Annotated in this window: 2 protein-coding genes; both read left to right on the top strand. The window is 66.7% G+C overall.

From position 1 onward, the window contains the following. On the top strand, window positions 1–201 hold a 201-nt coding region (locus GUI70_RS22530; RefSeq protein ID WP_237725127.1), incomplete at its 5' end, for a hypothetical protein. After that, window positions 171–554 (top strand): hypothetical protein, encoded by a 384-nt coding sequence (locus GUI70_RS22525; protein ID WP_161884505.1) that lies wholly within the window; start codon window positions 171–173, stop codon window positions 552–554. The genes GUI70_RS22530 and GUI70_RS22525, both read left to right, overlap by 31 nt. The last annotated feature ends 130 nt before the right edge of the window (window positions 555–684 follow it).

Raw genomic sequence — 684 nt, 5'->3', positions numbered from 1 at the left:
CCGTTAACCTCAAAGGCTGTACTGCGCTTCCGTACTGCTGGGGACGGCGTGCTGCCCCCCATCGGCTACTTCGTCTTGCGCGGCTCCTACCCCCGTGAGCGGCGCTTGTGGCTCACCGCCCGGTCAGATGACGGCGGCGTGCCGAGGGTCGAACAGCGATTCAACGGTGAGTGGAACACCATCTGGCGGGCCGGGCAATGAGGGCGGCCAGATGGCGCATCCGGATCAACTACGCCGTGAGCCTGCTCGTTTCAGCTGGAATGCTGTGCTGGCCGAACGGCAGACCCTCTTACGTGGCGCTGGAAACCTTCGGCGGGCTGGACGTGCCGTGGTGGGTGTGGCCGGCGCTGCTGGTCTTCGGCGCGGCCTTCCTGCTCGCGGCGCGGGGCCGGGTATGGCTGACGCTGGGCTACATCCTGACTGGCGTACTGGTCATGACCATCGGCCTGGGCGTGGCACTCAGTGTCGGTCCTACCGTCCAGTTCGGCCCCGCCGTGGCGTTGGTGCTCGGCTGCATCCGGCAGGGCGTGAATGCCAAGAGTGAGGCGACGTGAATGCTTCTCCCGGCGAGTTGCTGGCCTGGATCGTTCCTGTCGCTGGCAGCATCATCGCGGCCTGGACGCTGTTCGGCAAGAACAAGCAGGACAGCTTCTCGCGCACCGAAGCGGAGCGGGCGCGGCTGGA

This window comes from Deinococcus alpinitundrae, assembly GCF_009982895.1.
Classification (GTDB): domain Bacteria; phylum Deinococcota; class Deinococci; order Deinococcales; family Deinococcaceae; genus Deinococcus; species Deinococcus alpinitundrae.
The sequence above is the reverse complement of the archived record's forward strand: the minus strand, read 5'-3'. Positions and strand labels throughout refer to the sequence as shown.